This window comes from Duganella sp. AC237 (genome assembly GCF_979254035.1).
On record NZ_CEEDEW010000003.1, the window covers coordinates 806,863 to 827,387 of the forward strand.

20 protein-coding genes are annotated in these 20,525 nt (G+C 64.3%); 13 read left to right on the top strand and 7 right to left on the bottom strand.

Annotation, left to right across the window (positions count from 1 at the left end; genetic code table 11):
- Window positions 1-93 precede the first annotated feature (93 nt).
- Window positions 94-1,809 carry a beta-barrel assembly-enhancing protease gene (locus tag AC0IYS_RS03900; protein ID WP_471708786.1) on the top strand — a complete coding sequence of 572 codons (1,716 nt, stop codon included), beginning with the start codon at window positions 94-96 and terminating at the stop codon, window positions 1,807-1,809.
- Here the strand turns inward: AC0IYS_RS03900 and AC0IYS_RS03905 are convergent.
- Genes AC0IYS_RS03905 through AC0IYS_RS03920 form a run of 4 tightly spaced genes read right to left on the bottom strand, consistent with a single transcriptional unit; the run spans window position 1,784 to window position 4,067 of the window.
- Complete coding sequence (locus AC0IYS_RS03905; protein ID WP_471703943.1) at window positions 1,784-2,389, bottom strand: DUF2946 family protein; 606 nt, start codon at window positions 2,387-2,389, stop codon at window positions 1,784-1,786. The two genes, AC0IYS_RS03900 and AC0IYS_RS03905, sit on opposite strands and share 26 nt — an antisense overlap.
- Window positions 2,382-3,374 carry a YheT family hydrolase gene (locus AC0IYS_RS03910; RefSeq protein WP_471703944.1) on the bottom strand — a complete coding sequence of 331 codons (993 nt, stop codon included), beginning with the start codon at window positions 3,372-3,374 and terminating at the stop codon, window positions 2,382-2,384. Before AC0IYS_RS03910 ends, AC0IYS_RS03905 begins: the two co-directional genes overlap by 8 nt.
- A 16-nt stretch (window positions 3,375-3,390) precedes the next feature.
- The gene (locus AC0IYS_RS03915) at window positions 3,391-3,819 is read right to left on the bottom strand and encodes a YybH family protein (RefSeq protein WP_471703945.1); all 429 of its coding nucleotides are present in this window, start codon (window positions 3,817-3,819) and stop codon (window positions 3,391-3,393) included.
- Window positions 3,820-3,854: 35 nt separating this feature from the next.
- Complete coding sequence (locus tag AC0IYS_RS03920) at window positions 3,855-4,067, bottom strand: zinc-finger domain-containing protein (RefSeq protein ID WP_471703946.1); 213 nt, start codon at window positions 4,065-4,067, stop codon at window positions 3,855-3,857.
- A gap of 139 nt (window positions 4,068-4,206) precedes the next feature.
- Here AC0IYS_RS03920 and AC0IYS_RS03925 point away from each other — a divergent pair, with 139 nt between their 5' ends.
- The 12 genes from AC0IYS_RS03925 to AC0IYS_RS03980 all read left to right on the top strand — a co-directional run bounded on the left by AC0IYS_RS03925 (window position 4,207) and on the right by AC0IYS_RS03980 (window position 17,206).
- Window positions 4,207-4,971 carry an AzlC family ABC transporter permease gene (locus tag AC0IYS_RS03925; protein ID WP_471703947.1) on the top strand — a complete coding sequence of 255 codons (765 nt, stop codon included), beginning with the start codon at window positions 4,207-4,209 and terminating at the stop codon, window positions 4,969-4,971.
- Window positions 4,964-5,323, top strand: coding sequence for an AzlD domain-containing protein (locus AC0IYS_RS03930; RefSeq protein WP_471703948.1), 360 nt, complete (start codon window positions 4,964-4,966; stop codon window positions 5,321-5,323). The genes AC0IYS_RS03925 and AC0IYS_RS03930 overlap by 8 nt, the downstream gene beginning before the upstream one ends.
- Before the next feature lie 64 nt (window positions 5,324-5,387).
- Window positions 5,388-6,605, top strand: a complete 1,218-nt coding sequence (locus AC0IYS_RS03935) for a phosphoglycerate kinase (protein WP_471703949.1) — start codon at window positions 5,388-5,390, stop codon at window positions 6,603-6,605.
- Window positions 6,606-6,868: 263 nt separating this feature from the next.
- Window positions 6,869-8,314 (top strand): pyruvate kinase, encoded by a 1,446-nt coding sequence (gene pyk, locus AC0IYS_RS03940; RefSeq protein ID WP_090325361.1) that lies wholly within the window; start codon window positions 6,869-6,871, stop codon window positions 8,312-8,314.
- Window positions 8,315-8,391: 77 nt separating this feature from the next.
- Entirely contained in the window at window positions 8,392-9,456 is a 1,065-nt protein-coding gene (gene fba, locus AC0IYS_RS03945) for a class II fructose-bisphosphate aldolase (protein ID WP_471703950.1), read from the top strand.
- Between the two features lie 107 nt (window positions 9,457-9,563).
- Window positions 9,564-10,457 (top strand): phosphoribosylaminoimidazolesuccinocarboxamide synthase, encoded by an 894-nt coding sequence (locus tag AC0IYS_RS03950; protein WP_463452862.1) that lies wholly within the window; start codon window positions 9,564-9,566, stop codon window positions 10,455-10,457.
- Window position 10,458: 1 nt separating this feature from the next.
- Window positions 10,459-10,965 (top strand): 5-(carboxyamino)imidazole ribonucleotide mutase, encoded by a 507-nt coding sequence (purE, locus tag AC0IYS_RS03955; RefSeq protein WP_471703951.1) that lies wholly within the window; start codon window positions 10,459-10,461, stop codon window positions 10,963-10,965.
- 16 nt (window positions 10,966-10,981) lie between these two features.
- The gene (locus AC0IYS_RS03960; RefSeq protein WP_471703952.1) at window positions 10,982-12,175 is read left to right on the top strand and encodes a 5-(carboxyamino)imidazole ribonucleotide synthase; all 1,194 of its coding nucleotides are present in this window, start codon (window positions 10,982-10,984) and stop codon (window positions 12,173-12,175) included.
- The gene (locus tag AC0IYS_RS03965; RefSeq protein WP_471703953.1) at window positions 12,172-13,242 is read left to right on the top strand and encodes an L-threonylcarbamoyladenylate synthase; all 1,071 of its coding nucleotides are present in this window, start codon (window positions 12,172-12,174) and stop codon (window positions 13,240-13,242) included. Before AC0IYS_RS03960 ends, AC0IYS_RS03965 begins: the two co-directional genes overlap by 4 nt.
- A 135-nt stretch (window positions 13,243-13,377) precedes the next feature.
- Window positions 13,378-14,871: an alpha/beta hydrolase family protein gene (locus AC0IYS_RS03970; protein WP_471703954.1), complete on the top strand. Its 1,494-nt coding sequence runs from the start codon at window positions 13,378-13,380 to the stop codon at window positions 14,869-14,871.
- A 184-nt stretch (window positions 14,872-15,055) separates the two neighbouring features.
- A complete protein-coding gene (locus AC0IYS_RS03975; RefSeq protein WP_471703955.1) occupies window positions 15,056-16,435 on the top strand; it encodes an SGNH/GDSL hydrolase family protein in 1,380 nt (459 codons plus the stop codon).
- A gap of 72 nt (window positions 16,436-16,507) precedes the next feature.
- The gene (locus AC0IYS_RS03980; protein WP_471703956.1) at window positions 16,508-17,206 is read left to right on the top strand and encodes an OmpW/AlkL family protein; all 699 of its coding nucleotides are present in this window, start codon (window positions 16,508-16,510) and stop codon (window positions 17,204-17,206) included.
- Between the two features lie 72 nt (window positions 17,207-17,278).
- Here the strand turns inward: AC0IYS_RS03980 and AC0IYS_RS03985 are convergent, their stop codons facing one another.
- The 3 genes from AC0IYS_RS03985 to AC0IYS_RS03995 form a co-directional block, all read right to left on the bottom strand.
- On the bottom strand, window positions 17,279-18,463 hold the full coding sequence (locus AC0IYS_RS03985; protein ID WP_090325377.1) for an acyl-CoA dehydrogenase: 1,185 nt from the start codon (window positions 18,461-18,463) through the stop codon (window positions 17,279-17,281).
- A gap of 88 nt (window positions 18,464-18,551) precedes the next feature.
- Window positions 18,552-19,055, bottom strand: a complete 504-nt coding sequence (locus tag AC0IYS_RS03990; protein ID WP_471703957.1) for a flavin reductase family protein — start codon at window positions 19,053-19,055, stop codon at window positions 18,552-18,554.
- Between the two features lie 168 nt (window positions 19,056-19,223).
- The gene (locus tag AC0IYS_RS03995) at window positions 19,224-20,495 is read right to left on the bottom strand and encodes a class I SAM-dependent methyltransferase (protein ID WP_471708787.1); all 1,272 of its coding nucleotides are present in this window, start codon (window positions 20,493-20,495) and stop codon (window positions 19,224-19,226) included.
- Window positions 20,496-20,525 lie beyond the last annotated feature (30 nt).

A 20,525-nucleotide genomic window follows, 5' to 3' on the forward strand; every position in this document is an offset into this window, starting at 1 on the left:
GGCACTGTGCGTAAGCGCCCGAGATGCGGGTATCATAGCACCGTGAAATCGAACCGTTGCCCCCCTACCTACGATGGCCGCCGTCCGCTGCGCATGCGCATGATCGCGGCTGCCCTGCTGGTCGCCATGCCGATGGCCATGGCGCAGAACGCGCTCGCGCCCGCCAGGATTCCCAACCTGCCGGCGCTGGGCGATACCGAACGCCAGGACTTGTCGCCGCTGATGGAGCGCAAGCTGGGCGAGGAAATCATGCGCGATATCCGCCGCGACCGCGATTTCCTCGACGACGGCCCCATCCTCGAATACCTGAACACCTTCGGCAACGCGCTGGTCGCTGCCCGCCCGGATGCGCGCGGCGAGGCCAATTTCGATTATTACTTCTTCGCCGTGCGCGATCCGAACCTGAACGCGTTCGCCTTGCCGGGCGGTTTTATCGCTGTGCACTCGGCGCTGCTGCTGGCGGCGCAGTCCGAGTCGGAACTGGCGTCCGTGCTCGGCCACGAGATCGGCCACGTGGCGCAGCGCCACATCGCCCGCTCGATCGGCCAGCAAAAGCAGGACGCGCTGATCCCGCTGGCGGCGATGATCCTGGCCGCGCTGGCGTCGCGCGCCGGCGGCGACGCGGCCATGGGCGTGTTCATGGGCGGGCAGGGGCTGGCGATCCAGCGGCAATTGAATTTCGGCCGCGACGCCGAGCGCGAGGCCGACCGCATCGGCTTCCAGATCATGGGCGAGGCCGGTTTCGACACGTCCGGCATGGTGGGCTTCTTCCAGCGCATGCAGGCCGCTTCGCGCAACTACAGCGATCTGGTGCCGGCTTATCTGCAGAGCCACCCGCTGACGACCGAGCGCATCGCCGACATCCAGGCGCGCATCCGCGACCAGCCGTACAAGCAGCGCGTCGACAGCCTCGATTTCTATCTGGTGCGTTCGCGCGCGCGCGTGCTGCAGGACCAGACATCGCAAGGCTATGCCGAGACGAAGACGTTTTTCGAGAATCAGATGTTGCAGGAGAACCGTCATCAACTGACGGCGGGGCAGTACGGCATGGCTTTCCTGGCGCTGAAAAAAGGCGACACCGCCAACGCGCAGGTGTGGCTGGACAAGGCGCGCGCGACGTTCGGCAAGGCGCCCGCCGCCGGCACCTTCAGCGCGGCGCCGAAGCCGTCGTCGGATGCCATTTTCGTCAGCACGGCCATCGAGATCAAGCTGGCGCAGACCAACGACAAGGCCGTCCTCGCGCAGGCGGTGGTCGATGCCGAGGCGGCGCATCAGCGTTATCCGCTGTCGCGCGGCATCGCGCACCTGTACGGCGAGGCGTTGATCGCCGCCGGCAAGTACGAGGAGGCGGCCAGCTATCTGCGCGAACAGGTGCAGTCCTACCGCGAAGATCCTAACGCCTACGATTTGCTGGCGCAGGCCTATTCGAAGCAGGGCAAGCTGGCGTTGCAGCACATGGCGCTGGCCGAGTCGTATGTGTTGCAGGGTGGGGTGCTTTCGGCGCTAGACCAGCTTGGCTATGCGCGCAAGGCGCCCGACGCGTCGTTCTACGACCAGGCGGTGATCGATGCGCGCGAGCGCGAGTTGCAGGCGCGCCGGCGCGAGGAAATGGGCGACAAGGGCAAGAAGGATTTGCGCGAGGCCGACAGCCGGCCGGCGTTCAAGGCGGAGATGCGCTCCGGTTCCCGCGCCGAGGATGACGACCGTACCAAAAACCCGAACAGTCCATTCTCCAACCAGTCGACCAATCCGTTCGACCGGCTGCGCCAGGGGGCTTCGGACCTTACGCCGGGGCGCTCGGTTCGCTGACGAAGCCGAAGTGCGCCGCCACCTGCGCGGCGGCCACCCGGTGTACCGGCACCTGACGCTCGTGGTCGGTCAAGGTCAATGTGGAGGCGACCGAGTGCGCGTCGCTCTCCATCCATTCCAGCAAGGTTTCGTCGGCCACCGGCTCGTCGTTCATCCTGAGCAGCGGCAGCACCTGGGCGAAATCGCGGTCGTCCAGCTGGGCGACGATTTCACCGCTGCGCAAGACCAGCGCGCCGGCTTCCGTCAACACGGCCTTGTCGATGCCGCCCATCGCGGTGCCGGTGTGCAGCAGCCAGCCGCAGGACGGATCGGTGCGCACGATGTAGGGCGTCGCTTCCAGGTTCACGTACACGCGTTGCGGGCCGTTCTGGAAGTACCAGCAACCCCGGTCGTCGGCGGCGTAGTTGCGCACGATGAAGGCGATCAGCGCCTCGTGCGCGAGCTTGTCGCCGGGCAGATTCTGCTGCTGGGCGCGTTCGTCGCGCATGCGCCAGTTGCCGCGCGCGTCCAGACCCAGCCAGCCGTAGCAGTGGGGCACGTTCGGCCATTTGGCCAGTGCCTGCTTGACGATGTCATCCATGTTTCTTCTCGATCCGTTTCTGCGCCATACCGTCGTTGGCGCCTTCCATAAAGTGAATCAGACGCTGCGGCAGCCAGTGCAGCTTGCCCGGCAGACCGCCGACCGCGAAGCCGACATGGCCTCCGTGGTCAGGATAGTCCAATACCACGTTTGGTGCCGCACGCTGCGGCAGGTGGCGGCCGGGCAGGAAGGGATCGTTTTTGGCGTTGAGCACCAGGGTCGGCACGGTGATGTCGTTGAGTACATGCTTGGCGCTGGCGCGGTCCCAGTAGTCGTCGGTGTCGCGGTAGCCGTGCAGCGGCGCGGTGACGACGTTGTCGAAGGCGTACAGGTCGCGCGCCGCGTGCAGGGCGTCGAGGTCGAACAGGCCGGGGAACTCGCGCAGCTTGGCGATGCACTTGGGCTTGAGCGTTTGCAGGAACATGCGCGTGTAGATCATGTTGAAGCCGCTCGACAGCGAGGCGCCGCCCTGCGCCAGGTCCAGCGGCGCCGACACCGAACAGGCGGCGTCGACGAAGTCGGCCTGGTGCTGCGATTCGCCCAGCCAGCGCAGCAGCGCGTTGCCGCCCAGCGAGACGCCGGCGGCGTAGAACTTGCCGCCGCCTTGCGCGACGTGCTGTGCGTGCAGGCGGCGGATAATCCAGTCGACTTCGGTCGCGTCGCCGGAATGGTAGAAGCGCGGCGCGCGGTTGGCCTCGCCGGAGCAGCCACGAAAGTGCGGCACCGCGCCGGACCAGCCGCGCGCGGCGATGTCGGCCATCAGGGCGCGCGCGTAGTGGCTGTCGGACGAGCCTTCCAGGCCGTGGAACAGCACCACGAACGGTTGCCCCGGCTGGCCGTCGACGAAATCGACATCGACGAAGTCGCCGTCCGGCGCGTCCCAGCGCTCCCGGCGGAACGCCACCGCCGGCTTGGCGATGGCGACGGCGGGGTAGATGGTTTGCAGGTGACCGCTAGGCAGCCAGAACGGAGCGGTGTACTTCACGGCGGTGGACGGGGGGTTAGTGCAGGACTTGCGTCGACGTGTCGGCCGGCACCGGACCGGGCGCGACCGAAACGTGGTGCAGCACGATGCGCCAGCCGCGCGGCGTTTTGACGTAGACGTTGGTGGCGACCAGATGCGCCGCTTCGCCGCTGGCGGCGGTCGTGCCTTCGACCACCGTGTGCACGGAACTCATCAGGTTGTGGGTTTCGTGCAGTTGCGACGGCATGATGTGCAGGCCGCCGTGTTCGAGGATCTTGCTCCAGGACGAGCGGATCGCCGCGTGGCCGATCAGGCGGGTGCCGCCCGGATGGACGCAGACGATCTCTTCGTCGTCGGCCCACAGGGCCATCAGCGCGTCCAGGTCGGCGCGGTTGAGCGCGGCGTAGAACGCCGTTTCCACCTCGACGGCGCTGCCGTTCAACTGTTTTTCTCGTTTAATGGGCATGCGGGCTCCGGAGGACGCGGCTGGCGGTGGGCATATTAATGGTGGCCGACGACGGTGCCCGGCTTGAGGCGGTAGGCGGTACCGCAGTACGGGCACTTGGCGGTGCCGTCGTTGTTGAATTCCAGGAACACGCGTGGGTGCGACGACCACAGCGGCATGGCTGGGTTCGGGCAGTGTGCCGGCAAATCCTTGCCATCCAGCTCGACGGCGTTGGGGGCGGCTGCGGCGGACGTGTTGGCGTTGGTCATGTTGTAATGCTCCGAAAGGCGTGAAAACCACGATTTTAACGGAATTGCGCATTGAGCAAAAATCATCGGTAAAATAGCGCCTCAACAATATCGGTGTGGCCTGCTATGTGGCGGGAATGCCACACAACACTACAGCCACATGACCGAACCGAGCAGCACCCCTCCCGCGCCCGCCCGCTATGTGGCCGAGCATCATGAGCCTTCCTGGAGGGAAGGCCTGAAGGTCGGCACTCCCACATTGTTCGGCATCGGCGCCTGGGGTTTGGTGGTCGGCATCGCGATGGTCAAGTCCGGGCTGAGCGTGCCGCAGGCGCTGGGCATGACGTTGCTGGTGTTCGCCGGCTCGGCGCAACTGGCGGCGTTGCCGCTGATCGCTGCCAGCGCGCCGATCTGGGTCATCTTCCTGACGGCGTTCGTCGTCAATTTGCGGTTCGTTATCTTTGCGGCCTTGCTGGCGCCGCACTTCGCCCATCTTCCCTGGATGCGCCGGTTTTTGCTCGGCTATGTCTCCGGCGATATCACGGTGGCGCTGTTCTTGAAAAAGTATCCGTCGGAAGCCCCGCAGGTCGGCAAGTTGTCGTATTTGAAGGGCCTGATGTACCCGAACTGGGGCGCATGGCAGGTCGGCTCGATCGCCGGCATCTTCCTCGGCAGCACAGTGCCGCCGGAATGGGGGCTGGGTTTTGCCGGCACCTTGGCCATTATTTGCGTGATGATCCCGTTGATGGTCGGGCGGCCGGCGCTGTGCGGCGTGCTCGTCGCGGGCGGCGTGTCCGTGGTCGCGGCGGGGCTGCCTTATAAGTTGGGCCTATTGCTGGCGGTGCTGGTCGGCATGTTGACCGCGATGGCGGTGGAAGAGGGCGCCGAAAAGTGGCGCACCCGCTCGGAGAACAAAAATGGCTGATTGGGAAATTTGGGTCGTCATCGGTGTGCTGGCGCTGGCCACCGCCGCCACGCGCAGCTCGTTTTGGCTAATCGGCCAGCACATCACCATCCCCAAACGGGTGCAGGAAATGCTGCGCTATGCGCCGGCCTGCGCACTGGCGGCGATTATCTTCCCGGATCTGCTGCTGGCCCCGGACGGCCACGTCGTCCTTGATGTGAGCAATCTAAAATTAATCGCCGGCATCGTCGCGACGGGTTATTATTTGCTGCGGCGCAATATGCTGGAAACGATCATTTTCGGCATGGCTTTCTTTACGGCACTGCGGGTGCTTCCCTCCTTCTTGCCCACCCTTGTTCCTGTATTTCAATAACAATAAAACACGGCTGCGCTTGCGGTAAAATAGCGCTCTTCTTTCAACTCACCCTTGGGTCGCCATGTCCGCTGTTTTGAACTTCATCCGTCTGCAAGATCTCATCGCCCAGAATGCGCTGCAAGGCAAGCGCGTCTTCATCCGTGCCGACTTGAACGTGCCGCAGGATGATGCGGGCAATATCACCGAAGATACACGCATCCGCGCCTCCGTTCCCGCCATCAAGGCGGCCGTGGCCGCCGGCGCGAAAGTGATGGTGACGTCCCACCTGGGCCGTCCGACCGAGGGCGAGTTCAAGCCGGAAGACAGCCTGGCGCCGGTCGCCGCGCGCCTGTCCGAGTTGCTGGGCCAGGCGGTCGAGCTGAAACAGAACTGGGTCGAGGGCGCCGGTCTGGAAAACCTGCAAGCCGGCCAGGTTGTGCTGCTGGAAAACGTCCGCGTCAACAAGGGCGAGAAGAAGAACAACGACGAGCTGGCGCAAAAAATGGCCAAGTTGTGCGATATCTACGTTAACGACGCTTTCGGCACTGCCCACCGCGCCGAGGCGTCGACCCACGGCATCGCCAAGTTCGCGCCGGTCGCGTCGGCAGGCCCGCTGCTGGCCGCCGAGCTGGACGCGTTGGGCAAGGCGCTGGGCGCCCCGGCCCGTCCGCTGCTGGCGATCGTCGCCGGTTCCAAGGTATCGTCCAAGCTGTCGATCCTGAAGGCGCTGGCCGACAAGGTCGACAACCTGATCGTCGGCGGTGGCATCGCCAACACCTTCATGAAGGCCGTCGGCCTGAACATCGGTAAATCGCTGGTCGAGAACGAACTGGTTGAAGAGGCCAAGGCCATCATCGACATCATGGCCAAGCGCGGCGCGCAAGTGCCGATCCCGGTCGATGTTGTGTGCGCCAAGGAATTCTCGCCAACGGCCGTCGCCACCGTCAAGGACGTGGCCGATGTCGCCGACGACGACATGATTCTGGATATCGGTCCCAAGACCGCCGCCACCCTGGCCGCGCAGATCGCCGCCGCCGGCACCATCGTCTGGAACGGCCCGGTCGGCGTGTTCGAGTTCGACCAGTTCGGCGAAGGCACCAAGACGCTGGCGCTGGCTATCGCCAACTCCAAGGCGTTCTCAATCGCCGGCGGTGGCGATACCCTCGCGGCGATCGCCAAATACGGTATCACCGAGCAGATCGGTTATATCTCGACGGGCGGCGGCGCTTTCCTCGAATTCCTGGAAGGGAAGACCTTGCCGGCGGTGGAAATCCTGACGCAGCGTGCTGCGGCGCAATAACTTTAGACGTGATGTGACGTAAAAAGCACGGTCGTGCGGTGTAGCAAATTGCCAGTAAAATTCGAGTAATCGCTGAAAAAAGCCCGGTTTGTGAAAGTTTGCTACAAAGGTTTGTAGTCTGGCTACATTAATAGCCACTTTGCCTACTTCGAACCGGGCGACACCCAGCTCGACACGAGCTTACAGTGCAGCTTTCCTGGTTTTTTCCTGGTTCCCGCCGCTATCGCGGGGGCTTTCCGCATGACCCAACGCTAAGGAATCCTATGTCCCGTAGTACCAAAATTGTCGCAACGATCGGCCCGGCCTCTACAGACTTCAACGTTCTGGTAAAAATGATACGCGCCGGGGTGGATGTCGTGCGTTTGAATTTCTCGCACGGCAAGGCGCAGGACCATATCGACCGCGCCAAGCTGGTGCGCGAGGCGGCCGCGGAATGCGGGCGCGAAGTGGCGATCATGGCGGACATGCAGGGTCCTAAGATCCGCGTGGGCAAATTTGAAAATGGTAAGATCGATCTGACCAATGGCGACAAGTTCATCCTGGACGCCAAATGGGGCGAAAACGGCGAACTGGGCAACCAGGAACGCGTCGGTCTGGATTACAAGGCGCTGCCGCAGGATCTGCGCGCCGACGACAAGCTGCTGCTGAACGATGGCTTGATCGTGCTGGTGGTCGACAAGATCGTCGGCCATGAAATCTTCACCACCGTGAAAATCGGTGGCGAGCTGTCCAATAACAAGGGCATCAACCGCCAGGGTGGCGGCCTGACCGCGCCGGCGCTGACCGCCAAGGACATGGAAGACATCAAGACGGCAATGAGTTTCCAGTGCGATTACTTGGCGATCTCGTTCCCGAAAAGCGCAACCGACATGGAAATGGCGCGCACCCTGGCCAATATCGCCGGCGAGCCGTTCAACCATAAGCCGATGATGATCGCCAAGATCGAGCGCGCCGAAGCGATCCCTGTGCTGCAGGAGATCCTCGACGCCTCCGACGGCATCATGGTCGCCCGTGGCGATCTGGCTGTTGAGGTGGGCAACGCGGCGGTGCCGGCGCTGCAAAAGCGCATGATCAAGATGGCGCGCGAGTCGAACAAGCTGGCGATCACCGCGACCCAGATGATGGAGTCGATGATCTTCAACGCCGTGCCGACCCGCGCCGAAGTGTCCGACGTGGCCAACGCCGTGCTGGACGGTACCGACGCGGTGATGACCTCGGCGGAAACCGCCTCGGGCCGCTACCCGATCGAGACCGTGGAAATGATGGCCGCCATTTGCGTGGAAGCCGAGCAGTCCGAGTACAACAAGCTCGACGCCGACTTCCTGAATGTGACCTTTACCCGCATCGACCAGTCGATCGCCTACGGCGCGCTGTTCACCGCGCACCACCTGGCGGTCAAGGCGATCATCGCGCTGACCGAGTCCGGTTCGACCGCGCTGTGGATGAGCCGTCACAACATCGACACGCCGATCTACGCGTTGACGCCGAGCGTGACGACCCAGCGCAAGGCGGCGCTGTACCGCAACGTGAAGGCATACAATTTGGCGCAGGCTGGCGATAGCGCCGCCGTGCTGCAGGCTGCCGAAGACTTGCTGGTGCAGAACGGCATCGTCAAGAAGGGCGATATGATCGTCGTGACGTGGGGCGGCCAGATGGGCCAGGCCGGCGGCACCAACGCGCTCAAGATCGTCAAAGTAGGTATTAAGTAAGTCCGATAGCGCGCCCCCGCGGAACGGGGGCGCAATGCTCCGGCAACCAAGTTTTTTTATTGTTTGGAGTACACATCATGTCCCTCGTATCCATGCGTCAACTGCTGGACCACGCCGCTGAAAACGGCTATGGCATTCCTGCTTTCAACGTCAACAATCTGGAACAAGTGCAAGCCATCATGGCCGCCGCCGACGCGCTCGACAGCCCGGTCATCATGCAAGCCTCGGCCGGCGCCCGCAAGTATGCCGGCGAAGCGTTCCTGCGTCATCTGATCGACGCCGCGATTGAAGCCTATCCACATATTCCGGTCGTTATGCACCAGGATCACGGCCAATCGCCGGCGATCTGCATGGCCGCGATCCGCTCCGGCTTCTCGTCGGTGATGATGGACGGCTCGCTGGAAGCGGACGGCAAGTCGGTCGCATCGTACGAGTACAACGTCGAAGTGTCGCGCGAAGTGGTCAAGTTCTCGCACGCCATCGGCGTCACCGTGGAAGCCGAGCTGGGCGTTCTGGGTTCGCTGGAAACCATGAAGGGCGACAAGGAAGATGGCCACGGCGCCGACGGCACCATGACCCGCGAGCAGCTGTTGACCGACGTCAACCAGGCCGCCGACTTCGTCAAGCAAACCCAGTGCGACGCGCTGGCCATCGCCATCGGCACTTCGCACGGCGCCTACAAGTTCACCCGCAAGCCTACCGGCGACATCCTGGCGATCGACCGCATCAAGGAAATCCACGCGCGCATTCCGAACACCCACCTGGTGATGCACGGTTCGTCGTCGGTGCCGCAGGAACTGCTGGCCATCATCCGCGAATTCGGCGGCGACATGAAGGAAACCTATGGCGTGCCGGTTGAAGAAATTCAGGAAGGTATCCGCCACGGCGTTCGCAAGATCAACATCGACACCGACATCCGCCTGGCGATGACCGCCGCGATCCGTCAGTTCATGTTCCAGAACCCGTCGAAATTCGATCCGCGCGACTACCTGAAGCCTGCCCGCCTGGCCGCCGAACAAATCGTTCGCGCCCGTTTCGAGCAGTTCGGCTGTGCCGGTCAAGCATCGAAAATCAAGCAAGTGACGCTGGAAAAAATGGCCGAGCGTTACAAGGCCGGCGAGCTGCAACAGATTGTGAAGTAAAATTCGGGTTGGACGGGCGATGGTTGCCCGAATCTCTTGACCGGCTGGCAAGGTTTCCTTGTCGCCGGTTTTCGCTTTTTCTACGTTTGGTTAATACATTCTCCGCTATGAACAGCCTTTACCAATCCTCCATCAAATCCCTGCCACTGCTCGGCCATGGCAAAGTCCGCGACAATTACGCCGTCGGCGATGACAAGATCCTGATCGTCACCACCGACCGTCTGTCCGCCTTCGACGTTGTCATGAACGAGCCGATCCCCGGCAAGGGCATGGTTTTGAACCAGATGAGCGATTTCTGGTTCGAGAAACTGGGCCACATCGTGCCGAACCACCTGACCGGCGTCGCGCCGGAGTCCGTGGTGGCCGCCGATGAGGTGGAGCAGGTAAAAGGCCGCGCCGTGGTCGCCAAGCGCCTGAAGCCGATCATGGTCGAGGCGGTGGTGCGCGGTTACATCATCGGTTCGGGCTGGAAGGATTATCAGGCGACGGGCAGCATCTGCGGCATCGAATTGCCGGCCGGCCTGCGCCAGGCGGAGAAATTGCCTGAGCCGCTGTTCACCCCGGCCGCGAAAGCCGATCTGGGCGAACACGACGAGAACATCAGCTTTGCCGACATGGAAAGCCGCATCGGCGCCGAACTGGCCGCGAAAATGCGCGATATCAGCATCAAGTTGTACACGGCAGCGGCGGACTACGCTGCCACGCGCGGCATTATCATTGCCGACACCAAGTTCGAATTCGGCCTCGACGAAAACGGCGTCATGCACCTGATGGACGAAGTGCTGACCGCCGACTCGTCGCGCTTCTGGCCAGCCGATTCGTACGCGCCGGACATGTCGCCGCCGTCGTTCGACAAGCAATTCGTGCGCGATTACCTGGAAACCTTGGACTGGGGCAAGACCGCGCCGGCGCCAGCCTTGCCGGCCGACGTCATCGACAAGACCCAGGCCAAGTACTTTGAAGCGATCGAGCGCCTGACCGGCCAGAAGCTGAAGGCCTGAGATGGCGGACGCTAACAACTCCAAGCCGCTGGTCGGCGTCATCATGGGCTCGTCCTCGGACTGGGACGTGATGCAAAACGCGGTCGCCATCCTCAAGCAGTTCGGCGTGCCGTTCGAAGCGCAAGTGATTTCGGCGCACCGCATGCCCGACGAAATGTATGCGTACGCCAAGAGCGCCCGTGCTCGCGGCTTGCGCGCCATTATCGCCGGCGCGGGCGGTGCGGCCCACCTGCCGGGCATGGTCGCGGCGATGACCATCGTCCCGGTGCTGGGTGTGCCGGTGCCGTCGAAGTATTTGCGCGGCGAGGATTCGCTGTTGTCCATCGTGCAGATGCCGAAGGGCGTGCCGGTGTCGACCTTCGCCATCGGCGAGGCTGGCGCCGCCAACGCCGCGTTGACGGCCGTGGCCATGATCGCCGCCAACGACGACGCGCTGGCCGACAAGCTGGAAGCCTTCCGCGTGACGCAGACCGACGCCGCCAAGGCCATGACGCTGCCGCTTGAATAACGTTTGAAATACATCGATGAGTAAAGATTTTTCTCCACTTCTGCCCGCCGCCAATCCACCGGCGTGGCTGGGCGTGATGGGCGGCGGTCAGCTGGGCCGCATGTTCGCCCACGCCGCCCAGAGCATGGGTTATCAGGTCGCAGTGCTGGAGCCTGCCGATGAATGTCCCGCAGGCCAGGTCGCCCAGCGCCTGGTCAACGCCGGCTACAGCGATGCCGCCGGACTGGACGCGCTGGCCGAGCAATGCCTGGCCGTCACCACCGAGTTCGAGAACGTGCCTGCCGACAGCCTGTCGCGGTTGGCCGAGCGCGTATTCGTCGCCCCCAACGCGCATGGCGTGTCGGTGGCGCAGGACCGCATCGCCGAGAAGAAATTCTTCGTCGATTGCGCGCCGCGTTCGGGCGTGCTGCCGGCACCGCACAAAGTGATCGCATCGCAGCAGGATATCGACGATATCGCCGACGATCTGCTGCCGGGCATCCTCAAGACCGTGCGCATGGGTTACGACGGCAAGGGCCAGGTCCGCGTGAAGTCGCGCGAGGACGTGCGCGCCGCGTTCGAGAGCATGGACAAGGTTACCTGCCTGCTGGAAAAGATGCTGCCGCTGGCCTATGAGGTGTCGGTGCTGACCGCGCGCGGCGCCGATGGCGCGTCGGTGGTTTATCCGATCGCCGAGAACGTGCACCGCGACGGCATTCTGTTCACCACCACCGTGCCGGGCCCGAACGTTTCCGACGCCAGCGCCAAAGTGGCGCAGCAGGCCGCGCAAGCGATCGTGGCCGAGCTCGGCTACGTCGGCGTGTTGTGCATCGAATTCTTCGTGCTGACCGACGGTAGCCTGGTGGTCAACGAAATGGCGCCGCGTCCGCACAACAGCGGCCACTACACGATGGACGCCTGCGTCACCAGCCAGTTCGCGCAGCAGGTTCGCGCGATGACGCGCTTGCCGCTGGGCGACGTGCGCCAGCATTCGCCGGCCGTCATGCTCAACATCCTCGGCGATGTCTGGTTCGAAGGCGACAGCGAGACCGTGCGCGAACCGGCCTGGGACCGCATCCTGGCCTTGCCGGGCGCCTGCCTGCATCTGTACGGCAAGGACGACCCGCGCCGCGCCCGCAAGATGGGCCATCTGACCATCGTTGCGCCGACCTTGGACGAGGCGCAGCGCCAGCTGAACGCCGCGTGCGCCATCCTGGGTATCGCGCCGTGAAGAAACAGCATCACGCGGTAGCCGACGCCGCCGACATCGCGGCCGCGGCCGCCGTATTGGAGGAGGGCGGCCTGGTCGCCTTCCCGACCGAGACCGTCTACGGCCTCGGCGCCGACGCCGAAAATCCCGCAGCCGTCGCCCGCATCTATCAAGCCAAGGGCCGCCCCAACGACCACCCGGTGATCGTGCACGTGGCGCCCGGCGCCGACCTGGACTATTGGGTCACCGACATCCCCGACGAAGCGCGGCAACTGGTCGCCGCCTTCTGGCCGGGACCGCTGACCCTGATTTTGAAACGTGCCGGCCACATCCCCGACGCCGTCTCCGGCGGGCAGGACACGGTCGGCATCCGCTGCCCGTCGCATCCGGTCGCGATCGCCTTACTGAGCGCCTTCAAGGGCGGCAAGGGCGGGGTGGCGGCGCCGTCGGCCAACAAGTTCGGCAACGTCAGCCCGACCACGGCCCAGCACGTGCGCGACGAGTTCGCGCTGGACGACGAGGATGAAGGCCCGATCACGGGCGATGACGCCTGTTCGGCCGCGTTATTGAATACGGTGCTGGAGGGCGGCCCCAGCCAGGTCGGCATCGAATCGACCATCGTCGACCTGTCGCGGCTGGCGACGCACGGCCCGGTGCTGCTGCGTCCCGGCCATATCAGCGCCGAGCAAATCGCCGGCGTCATCGGCCAATTGCCGGCCGCGCCGGACCAGGCCGCGCCGCGCGCCTCGGGCACGCTGGAATCGCACTACGCCCCACGCACGCCGGTCACGATGCTCGACGGCGCCACCCTGACCGTTAAACTGGCGCAGTTGCAGGCCAAGGGCATCAAGGTCGCCATCATCAGCCACGCGCAGCCAAAGCTGGCCGTCAGCCAGCAAATGCTGCCCGCCGACCCGGCCGGGTACGCTTACGGCCTCTACGCCGCCCTGCGGGACATGGACCAGACCGGTTCCGATCTGATCCTGGTCGAAACCCCGCCGCAGGATGCGCAATGGCTGGGCGTCAACGACCGCCTGCGCCGCTCGGTGTTCGGCTCCACCGGCATCATCGACTCCCTGTTGCAATAGGTTTTTGGGCCGTTCGGTTCGCCTGGTTTGAGTGAAATTTCCGAAATCCAGTGCTAAGATGAATTGTTGCCGGCCGAAAAGCTCGCCCGGCCGTCTTGCATTGGAGGTCGTATGCGCTGGGCTGGATGGAGAGTGATGTGGTTACCGCTGGTGCTGGCATCATGCGGTGGCGGCGGTGGCGGTGGCTCCAACGGCCAGAGCAGCGGCGCGGTGGTGGTACAGCCGCCCGTCTTGCAACCGGCGCCGCCGCCGCGCGGCATGCTGATCGGCGGCGCGACCCTGGTGCCGGCCACCTTGGCCAGCGGCGGTCCCGCCAATACGCTGGAACCTGGCGAACTGAAGTTGTTGGTCGATGCGTCCGTGGTGCTGGGAACCAATGTCACCAGCGCGCCCGTGTGCGCGGTCACCACTTATACCCTCAAATACCATACCGTCGACGCGATGGCGGCCGACACCGATGCCAGCACCGCCGTCATGGTCCCGTCCGGCAAGGACGCCGCCTGCCAGGGCGGCCGGCCCGTCCTCGTGTATGCGCACGGCACCTCCGTGAAAAAAAGCACCGATATGGCCGACCTGTCGGCCAGCGAGCCGCTGATGATCGCCGCCTTGTTCGCCGCCCAGGGCTACATCGTGGTGGCGCCGAACTACGCGGGATATGCGGGTTCGTCACTGGGCTATCACGCCTACCTCGACGCCGCCCAGCAATCGAGCGATATGGTCGACGCGTTGCGCGCCGCCCGCGCCGCCTTCGGATCGATGAAGGTTGCCGCCTCGAGCCGGCTGATGTTGACCGGCTATTCGCAGGGAGGCTATGTCGCGATGGCCACGCAGCGCGCGATGCAGACCGGTTACGCGGGCGAGTTCGCCGTCACCGCCGCCGCGCCGCTGTCCGGTCCGTATGCGCTGCTGTTGACGGGAGATACCATTTTCAGCGGCGCGCCGACGGTGGGCGCGACCGGCTTCCTGCCGTTGGTGATCAATGCCGGCCAGCGCGCCGGCGCCGCGCTCTATGCGGCAACAGCCGATATCTACGAAGCCAGGTACGCCACCGGCATCGATACGCTGCTGCCGGGCACGCGCGGCTTCGGCGATCTGGTGGCCGCCGGCAAGCTGCCCGACGACGTGCTGTTCGCGCAGGATTCGTTGCCGCAGGCGAGCGGCTACGCCTCCTTCTTCGGCGCCGACCATTTGATACGGACGAGTTACCGCAACGCCTACCTGGCCGATTTGAAGGCCAACCCGTGCAACGCCAGCGCGGCCAACCCGCTCGATTGCGCGCCGGCCCAGCCGTTGCGCCGCTGGCTGCTGAAAAACGATCTGCGTACTTATACGCCCGCCGTGCCGTTGTTCCTGTGCGGCGGCAATGACGATCCGGTGGTGTCCTTCACCAATACGAAGGCGGCCGGGGCTTACTTCGCTGCCCGGGGAGCGACGGCCGTAACCGGACTCGATCTGGAGGAGACGTCGCTGGCGGCGCCTTACTTGAGCACGCGGTTGCAATTTGCCGCCGCCAAGGAGGCGCTGCGCTTCGCCAACAAGTCGGTGAAGGATAGTTATCATGCCGGCCTTGTCGCGCCGTTTTGCCTGCGCGAGGCGCGCGCGTTCTTCGATTCTGCCCCAAACCGCTAACTTGGCCTTTGAGGAAAATTAAACTTGCAACGGAATAGCCGAGCAACTGTTCTTTTTTGCTCACAACTATTGCGTTTGTCGGGTGTTTTCCTATACAAGCCACGCGAACGCTGGCATATTAGTCGGGCTACGAATAGCACGTTCGTTCGTGTCAAATCATAAAAGAATATTTACAGGAGACAACATGCGCAACACCAAATTTGCACTCGCTGCAATGACTCTGGCCGTCCTCGCGGGTTGCGGCGGCAGCGCCGACCCGAAGCCGGGTGATCAGACCATCAAAAACAAGTACAGCGCGCAAGTGTCGTTCGGCGATAGCCTGTCCGACGTGGGTTCGTATGCCGTCGGTACCGTGGCTGCGCTCAAGGGCGGCAAATTCACCATCAATGGCGACAATACCGCCATCGCCTCCACCCTGACCGGCAAAAACTGGACCGAACTGGTCGCCGCCCAGCTGGGTCTGCCGGCGCCATGCGCCGCGCTTACCGGCCTCGACGGCGACGCCACCAAGGGCTTCTCGGTGCCGCAGGTCGCGCACGCCGGCTGCTACGGCTACGCCCAGGGCGGCTCCCGCGTCACCAACCCCGTCGGACCGGGCAACAAGTTGACCGGCAGCGCGCTGGGCGCGTTGACGGTTCCCGTCGTCACCCAGGTGGCCAACCACCTGAAGGCGGTCGGCGGCAAGTTCAAGGGCGACGAGATGGTCTTCGTCATGGCCGGCGGTAACGATGTGCTGTTCCAGTTGGCCGCGCTGAGCGCCGGCGCCACCGCCGCCGGCACCGCCGCCGGTGGTCCCGCATACTTGCAGAGCCTGGTGCCACAGCTGGCGGCGGGCGCGACCAATCCGCAGACCGCTGCGCAGGCGATAGCCTTTGCCGCGCAGACGGAAGCGGCGCGCGCCGGCAGCACCCAGGCCAGCATCACCCAGATCGCCATCGGCGCGGCCGCCGTCCAGCCGGGCAATTCGGCGGTCGGTGGGCAGGCCGTCTACGGTCCGATGGTCGCCAAGGCCACCGCCGACGCCACCGCCGCCGGCAACAAGGCCGGACTGGACTACGCCGCCGCCAAGGGCCCGGAACTGGTCGCCGCGCTGGCGACCGCCGGCACCGAACTGTCCAACCTGGTCAAGACGCAAATCCTCGCCAACGGCGCCAACTTCGTGACGGTGAACAACCTGCCGGACGTGGCCACCACGCCGTCGGGCCGTGGCCAGTCGGCCGCCACCCAGGCGCTGATCAACGCCATGGTGAGCGCCTTCAACAACGCGCTGACCGCCGGCCTGTCGGCCGAATCGAAGGTGGTGATTGTCGACGTGTTCGCCGTCAGCCACGACCAGGCCACCAATCCCGGCCCGTACGGCCTGACCAACGTGGCCGAACCGGCTTGCGACCTGAGCGCCGCCAAGAACCCGCTGGGCACTTCGCTGGTATGCAACGGCGGCAACCTCAAATCGGGCGATGTCAGCCACTATTCGTTCGCCGACGAAGTCCACCCAACCCCGTTCAACAACCTGCTGCTGGCCCGTTTCGTGTCCAGAAGCCTGGTGACCAAGGGCTGGCTGTAATTCTGTCGTCGCAGGGGAGCGCCGCTTTCGGCGGTGCTCCCCGGACAACACCATAAAAAATCAGGAGACGATATGAACAAGGGTTTCAACACCACCGTAAAACTGCTGGCGCTGGCCGCCGCGATGTCGGTGGCCACGGCCGCGTCGGCGCAACAGACCACCGGCACCTGGCTGGTCACCGCCGGTATCAACAAGATCACGCCAAAGGTCAAATCCGGCGACGTGTCGGCGCCGGCGCTGCCGGGCACCAAGGCCGACATCGATCCGGACATCAAACCGCGCGTAGCGTTCGCGTACATGGTCACCGATAACATTTCGGGCGAAATCGATCTGGGCCTGCCGTACAAGCACGACCTGGTCGGCGCGGGATCGATCGAGGGCACGGGCAAGCTGGGCTCGTCGGAAGTGCTGCCGCCGACGGCCTTCATCCAGTACCGCTTCCTGCCGGCGAACGCGATGTTCCGTCCGTATGTCGGCCTGGGCATCACCTACGCGCACTTCCAGAAGGAACGTGGTTCGGGCCAGCTGACGGCGATCCTGAACACCGGCGGCCCGGGCGCCACCTTCAAGGTCGACGACAAATGGGCGGCCAGCTACCAGATCGGCGGCACCGTCAAGATCAACGAGCAGTGGTTTGTCGATGCGACCGTCATCAAGACCAAGCTCAAGACCAAGGTGCATTTCTCGACCGGCCAGACCCAGGACATCCGCCTCGATCCGCTGGCGGTGAGCGTCAGCGTCGGCTACAACTTCAAGGGCTTCAATTTCTGATTATTGCGCTTGGGCCGGATAAAAAAAACCGCTGCGATGTTCTGCAGCGGTTTTTTTTCGTCTTGCGGCGGCTTACTGGAAAGCCTGGATGCCGGTCTGCGCGCGGCCCAGGATCAGGGCGTGGATGTCGTGCGTGCCCTCGTAGGTATTAACCACCTCCAGGTTGACCATGTGGCGGATGACGCCGAACTCGTCCGAGATGCCGTTACCGCCGAGCATATCGCGCGCCACCCGGGCGATGTCCAGCGACTTGCCGCAGGAATTGCGCTTCATCATCGAGGTGATTTCCACCGCCGCCGTGCCGGCGTCCTTCATGCGGCCCAGTTGCAGACAGCCCTGCAGGCCCAAGGTGATTTCGGTCTGCATGTCGGCCAGTTTCTTTTGCACCAGCTGGTTGGCGGCCAGCGGACGGCCGAACTGCGAGCGGTCCAGCACGTACTGGCGGGCGATGTGCCAGCACGCCTCGGCCGCGCCCAGCGCGCCCCAGGCGATGCCGTAGCGCGCCGAGTTCAGGCAGGTGAACGGACCTTTCAGGCCGCGCACGTCCGGGAAGGCGTTCTCCTCCGGGCAAAACACGTTATCCATGACGATCTCGCCGGTCAGCGAGGCGCGCAGGCCGAACTTGCCGTGGATGGCGGGCGCGCTCAGGCCGGCCATGCCTTTTTCCAGCACGAAGCCGCGGATCGCGCCTTCGTCGTCCTTGGCCCAGACCACGAACACGTCGGCCACCGGGGAATTGGTGATCCACATCTTGGCGCCGGTCAGCGCATAGCCGCCCGGCACCTTCTTGGCGCGGGTGATCATCGAGCCGGGATCGGAACCGTGGTTCGGCTCGGTCAGGCCGAAGCAGCCGATCCACTCGCCGGTGGCCAGTTTCGGCAGGTATTTCTGGCGCTGCGCCTCGGTGCCGAATTCGAAGATCGGCACCATCACCAGCGACGATTGCACGCTCATCATCGAACGGTAGCCGGAATCGACGCGCTCGACTTCGCGCGCGATCAGGCCGTAGGAGACGTAATTCAGGCCGGGGCCGCCGTACTGGTCGGGAATGGTCGGGCCCAGCAGGCCCAGTTCGCCCATTTCGCGGAAGATCGAGGTGTCCATCTTCTCGTGGCGGAAGGCCTCCAGGATGCGCGGAGCCAGCTTGTCCTGGCAATAGGCTGCGGCGGCGTCGCGCACCATGCGCTCGTCGTCGGTCAGTTGCTGATCCAGCAACAAGGGGTCATCCCAGTGGAATTGGGCGCGGGCTTGGCTCATGGTGGTCTCTCATTATGGTGAATGCTGCCAGCATTCTATGCCGCGCCGCAGACCCCGGCTTTTCAAATGGCGACACCAATTTCCGTTTTTAGCCCAGGCTGCCGAACTGGCCGCCGTGGAAGATCAACGGCGGCGCCGGCGTAAATTCGCACAATTCGACCTCTCCGACGAAAATCACGTGGTCTCCCTCGGGATAGCGGCTGCGGTTGTGGCATTCGAACCAGGCCGAGCCACCCTTGAGGATGGGATGGCCGGTGCGCGACAGGTCGTACTCGACGCTGTCCCACGGATTGCTGCCGCGCGTGGCAAACAGCTTGGCCAGGTGGGCCTGGCCGGCGCTGAGCACGTTGATGACATAGTGGGAGTTACCGGTGAAGATGGGCATGCTGTTGGCGCCGTTCGACAGGCTCCACAGCACCAGCGGCGGATCGAGCGACACCGAGTTGAAGGAACTGGCCGTCAGGCCACGAAACGTGCCGTCGGCCAGCCGGGTGGTGATCACGGTCACGCCGGTGGCGAACTGGCCCAGGGCCTGGCGGAAATGGGCGGTGTCGAAAGCGCGTTCTTCAGCGCGGGGGAAAATGGTGTGCATGGGTCGGCCTGGGTTCTTTTAGCCATTATGCCAAAGATTTGTGGCGGCGACGGATTGCGTCCCTTGGGAGGGCGGTAAACGCGCTGCGGACGGCGCGCGATTGCGTTACAGGGGGCCATCGCATGCGGCTTCGTAGCCCGGGGTCAGGTCCACCATTTCTACACGATCTCAACCGTCGAGGTCCGGTACGCTCGGGCCCGTGTAGCATTGGTGGACCTGACCCTGGAGTTGCTTTTGCTCCGGGTACATGTGCCGGCGCGACCACGGCAGGGTGCCGCTGCGCTGCCCCGCCTTGTGGCCGACGATTTGATACAGGCTGATCCAATCCTGCTCGAACGCGTAGCTGCAACCGGCCAGGTACACGTGCCAGATGCGGTAGCGCTTGTCGCCGGCGAGCGCGCGCAGGCGCTCGGCGTGCGCTTCGAAATTGTCGGTCCAGATGGCGCAGGTGCGCGCGTAGTGCCGCCGCAGGTTTTCCACGTCGTAGGCTTCCAGGCCGCCTTGCTGCATCGCCTTGAGCACGCTGCCGACGTGCGCCAGTTCGCCATGCGGGAATACGTACTTGTCGATGAACTCGCCGCCGCCGTAGGGCGTCTGGCCGTTGTCCGCGTCGGTGGAGGTGATGCCGTGATTCATCACCAACCCGTCCGGCGCCAGCAGCCGTTCGATGGCGGCGAAGTATTCCGGCAAATGCCGCAGGCCGACATGCTCGAACATGCCGACGCTGGTGATGCGGTCGAATTGGCCGCGCACGTCGCGGTAGTCCTGCAGCCGGATCTCCACCAGGTGCTCGAGCCCGGCCAGCCGCACGCGCTGCCGGGCCAGCGCGCACTGGTTTTCAGACAGGGTGACGCCGATGCAGCGCACCCCGTATTGCTGCGCGGCGCGGATCACCAGCGCGCCCCAGCCGCAGCCGATGTCGAGCAAGGTGTGCTGCGGCTCCAGCGCGATCTTGCGCAGGATGTGGTCGATCTTCTTGAGCTGGGCGGCGGCCAGGTCCTCGTCGCCGTTCTCGAAGTAGGCGCAGGAATAGACCATGTCCGGATCGAGGAATTGCGCGTAGAAATCGTTGGAGACGTCGTAGTGGTAGCGGATCGCCTCGGCATCCTTGTGCCTGTCGTGCTTCATGCCGCGCGCCGGGCGCGAGAACTTGCGCTCCGGCTTGAGCGTGGTGCGCGCCAGCGCGTTGACGACGGCGATCATGTCGCGCGCCGCCCCCTTGACCTCGATCACGCCTTCCACATAGGCCGTGCCGAGGTTGGCCAGCGACGGCTTGAGCAGGTAGCGCGCGGCCGCTACATTGGGCAGGCGTATCGTCACGCGCGGCGCCTCGCTGGAAAAGTCGACGCATTGGCCGTTCCATAATTCAATCCGCAGCGGTAGCGCGATCTGTCGCCGGATGCCGGCAATCCAGGCGCTGAAGCGGTTTTGTACGAACACTTGTGCTAACACGATGCACCTCCCGTCCAG